Origin of the sequence: Clostridium polynesiense (assembly GCF_000820705.1) — a bacterium.
GTDB classification, from domain to species: domain Bacteria; phylum Bacillota; class Clostridia; order Clostridiales; family Clostridiaceae; genus Clostridium_AA; species Clostridium_AA polynesiense.
Genome location: NZ_CCXI01000076.1, coordinates 1 through 3,910, shown reverse-complemented (window position 1 = coordinate 3,910; position 3,910 = coordinate 1). Strand labels below are relative to the sequence as shown.

4 protein-coding genes are annotated in these 3,910 nt (G+C 30.8%); all 4 read left to right on the top strand.

What is annotated here, in order from left to right:
• A partial coding sequence (locus TA89_RS07100) for a DUF5700 domain-containing putative Zn-dependent protease (protein WP_187119275.1) occupies nucleotides 1-506 on the top strand: 506 nt, incomplete at its 5' end.
• Between the two features lie 225 nt (nucleotides 507-731).
• The gene (locus TA89_RS07095; RefSeq protein WP_040212124.1) at nucleotides 732-1,571 is read left to right on the top strand and encodes an undecaprenyl-diphosphate phosphatase; all 840 of its coding nucleotides are present in this window, start codon (nucleotides 732-734) and stop codon (nucleotides 1,569-1,571) included.
• A gap of 297 nt (nucleotides 1,572-1,868) precedes the next feature.
• On the top strand, nucleotides 1,869-2,966 hold the full coding sequence (locus TA89_RS07090) for a 6-phosphofructokinase (protein ID WP_040212121.1): 1,098 nt from the start codon (nucleotides 1,869-1,871) through the stop codon (nucleotides 2,964-2,966).
• A 114-nt stretch (nucleotides 2,967-3,080) separates the two neighbouring features.
• Nucleotides 3,081-3,860 carry a serine hydrolase gene (locus TA89_RS07085; protein ID WP_040212119.1) on the top strand — a complete coding sequence of 260 codons (780 nt, stop codon included), beginning with the start codon at nucleotides 3,081-3,083 and terminating at the stop codon, nucleotides 3,858-3,860.
• Nucleotides 3,861-3,910: the final 50 nt, after the last annotated feature.

The window sequence follows — 3,910 nt, the reverse complement described above, 5'->3', positions numbered from 1 at the left end:
ATGAAAAAAGAAAATATTTATTGATTAAAAAAGATAATAATTCTTTAGCACTATCATTGATAGAGAATATTATGGGAGAAGGTACAGCAGTTTATTTTTTTAATGAAAGTAAAGACTTGTATGAATTATTTCATGAAGCTTATGGAATAGAATTAGGAATTAATTTAGAAGAAAAATACTTAAATTCATGGAATAACATTGACGAAAAGTTGAGAGATTTAACCGATTTATTAGTACGATTGTTTACTGAACCAAATAGTGAGTATAAAAGACTAAAAAAGGCTGTAAACGAGTATTATTATATGAGGAATAATGAGGAGGCTCTTGATAAGGTTATTGGTAAATATATGTGTATCGCTATTGATACTAATCTTGGACGAGAAAAATTACTTGAGTGTATTAAAGAACCTAAGAAATTTTTAAATTATTATAATGAAGCTTGTGACAAAGAATGCAAAAAAGGTTTAGATAGTAGAGTGTTAAGTATGTGGAATAGCATTTGGTAATTACTAAAAATGGGTAGCTTCGTAAATTTAGGATTGTACGAACTATGTTAAAATAGCCCATGAAATAAATGGAAGAAAATTTTCTCCCATTTATTTTTTACTATATCAACAATTTAGTCTAATAGAGCCTAATTTTATCATTTAAAGATTTATATTAAGTAGACAAGCTATGAGTATAAATTTATAATTAAATAAATGACTGACTAAAGAAAGGTTGATAATGACATGGATTTTGTATACATATTTAAAGCTGTAATTATAGCTATTGTTGAAGGAATTACGGAATTTCTTCCCATTTCATCATCAGGTCACATGATTCTTGTGGGGGATTTAATAAATTTTAATGATGGAAAATTTTCTACTATGTTTCAAATTGTTATACAGCTTGGTGCTATACTAGCGGTGGTGGTGTTGTATTTTTCTAAAATAAAAAAGACGGTGATTTCTTTTTTTAAGCTGGAACCTTATGGATTAAGATTTTGGATAACCATTTTAATAGGATTTTTACCTGCGGCGGTTATCGGATTTCTGTTAGACGACTACATAGATCAATACCTTTTTAACTCTAAAACTGTTGCTATAGGATTCATAGCAGGAGGAATTCTCCTTATTATTATAGAAAATAATTTCAGAAAAAAAAGCAGAAGAAAAAAAGTAACTACCTCAATAGATAAAGTTAAATTTAGTCAAGCTATTAAAATAGGTTTTTTCCAGTGCATTGCAATGTGGCCGGGAATGTCTAGATCCGCATCTACTATAATGGGAGGATGGATAGCTGGATTAAACAATGTGGCTGCAGCAGAATTTTCCTTTTTCCTTGCTATACCTACTATGGTAGGAGCTTCTGCATTAAAGCTCATTAAATATAAAGGCTTTTCTACCATAACATCAACGGAAGTAACCGCATTGATATTAGGATTCATAGTGGCTTTTTTGGTTGCTTTAATAGTAGTGGATTCTTTTATGAATTTTTTAAAAAAGCGACCTATGAGAGTATTTGCTATATATAGAATCTTTATAGGAATCATATTGGCTGTGTTAATTTTTAATGGAATTATAGTATAAGCGGATTTATCCGCTTTTTTTATTGTATAAAATGTTAAAAATAAACTGATTAAAATTGCAAAAAATACAAATAATAAATTTATACTTTAAAATAGAATAGGTATGTGTTATCATACAAATTGAAATGTTTACATGGTAAAGCATTAAGCTTTTAATAAGGTAATTTTCAATAATTTTTAAAAAAAATATTGAAAAAACATAACTTTGTTAAAAGACGTTAAGTTTTTTGATGATTTATATATTTTTTATAATAATTGTTGTATAATAATAAGGATTATAGGTAAAGGGGGAACAACAATGACACAACAGGTTAAAAGGATAGCTTTGCTCACAGGAGGCGGAGATTGTCCAGGATTAAATGCAGTAATAAGGGCGGTAACAAGAACAGCAATCCTTCAGTATGGATATGAAGTTATTGGGTATAGATATGGATATAGAGGATTATATAATAATGATTACATTCCTTTAACTCTAGACACTGTTTCAGGTATTCTTCATAAGGGAGGAACTATATTATACAGCTCAAATAAAGACAATCTTTTTGACTATCAAGTTGAAGAAAATGGGGAAATCGTTAAAAAGGATGTTTCCGATGTAGCAGTTGAAAATATGAAAAAATCCGGTGTGGACGTATTAGTTGTCATAGGAGGAGATGGAACTTTAACAAGCGCCAGAGATTTTGCCAGAAAAGGGGTAAAGGTTATTGGGGTTCCTAAAACTATAGATAATGATTTAGCTGCCACAGATGTTACTTTTGGATTTAATACAGCTATAGATGTAGCAACTGAAGCTTTAGACAGATTACATACCACTGCTGAATCTCATCATAGAATAATGATTTGTGAAGTTATGGGAAGAAATGCAGGATGGATTGCTCTTCATTCAGGAATTGCAGGCTCAGCTGATGTAATTTTGATACCTGAAATACCTTATGATATAAATAAAATTGCAGAAAAAGTTAAAGAGAGGCAGGAAGCTGGAAGACCTTTCAGCATTATAGTAGTAGCTGAAGGAGCAAAACCTAAAGACGGAGAAGTAGTAGTAAGCAAAATAGTAAAAGATAGTCCAGATCCTATCAGACTGGGCGGAATAGGAAACAAGCTTGCTAACGATCTTGAAGATATCATTAAAGGCCATGAAATAAGAGCTACTATATTAGGACACGTTCAAAGAGGCGGAAACACTTCCACTTATGACAGAATACTTTCTACCAGATATGGAGTAGCTGCAGCAGAGCTTATACATGAAGGTGATTTTGGTAAAATGGTTTGTTTAAAAGGAAATGATATCTCCAGTGTAAGCCTTGAAGATGTAATAGGAAAAGATAAAAATGTTGAACCTGAAGGAGAATTAGTATCAATAGCTAAGAAAATAGGAATTTCTTTTGGAATATAATATAAAGAGCATCGGTTTTTTACTGGTGCTTTTTCTTTTTCCTTTGTGAATTATTTGATTTTATACCCGCTTATGCTATAATAATCAATAGAATAATCGGTGTGGAGGATTTGTATGAAAGAGATTAAGAAATATTTCGAATCTAGAATAGGAAACTATAGCTTCTATTTTGAGGACCTTAATAGCGGATATGTATACGGTTATAACGAAAATAATAAGATGACAGCAGCAGGATGCATGAAGCTTCCAATAGCCATGGTTTTATTAAAAGAAATTGAAAACATGAAATATAAGCTGGATGACAAGATATTTATCAGTGAAGAAGATAAGGTTTACGGAACTGGTATTATCCATGAATTTTTACCAAGAGAATATACTCTTGATGAACTTATGAAGGCTATGCTCATCCAAAGTGATAATACTGCTTCAAATAAGATAATAAACATAATTGGCAAGGACAGGATTAATGAGGTTATCAAAGAAATGGGATTATCCAATACAGTTCTTAACAGAAGAACCTCCGATGAAATTTATGATGATAATAATGATGAAAATATAACCACCAGCTACGACTTGTGTAAATGCTGGAAGATGCTTTATAGGGAATCTTTTTTGAGTAAAGAACTAAGCAGTAAGCTTCTCAGAGTTTTAGGAAGACAGCAGCTTAAAAGTAAAAGCTCTCTCTATATATTAAATGATTTAAAAATAAATATCGCAAATAAGACAGGAGATAAGCAGGGAGTAGAAAATGATACAGTTTTAATAACAATGCCTAAAGGAACCTTTTCATTTACTGTTATGAGCTCAAAAATCCCGAACAGTGTGTATGGAATTGTTACTATAGCTAAAGCTGGTAAAATGATGTTCGATAGTGTAAATAATTATTGGAAATAAGCCGTGTATACGGCTTTTATTTTTGATACATTTTAAATAAAAGGTCTTAC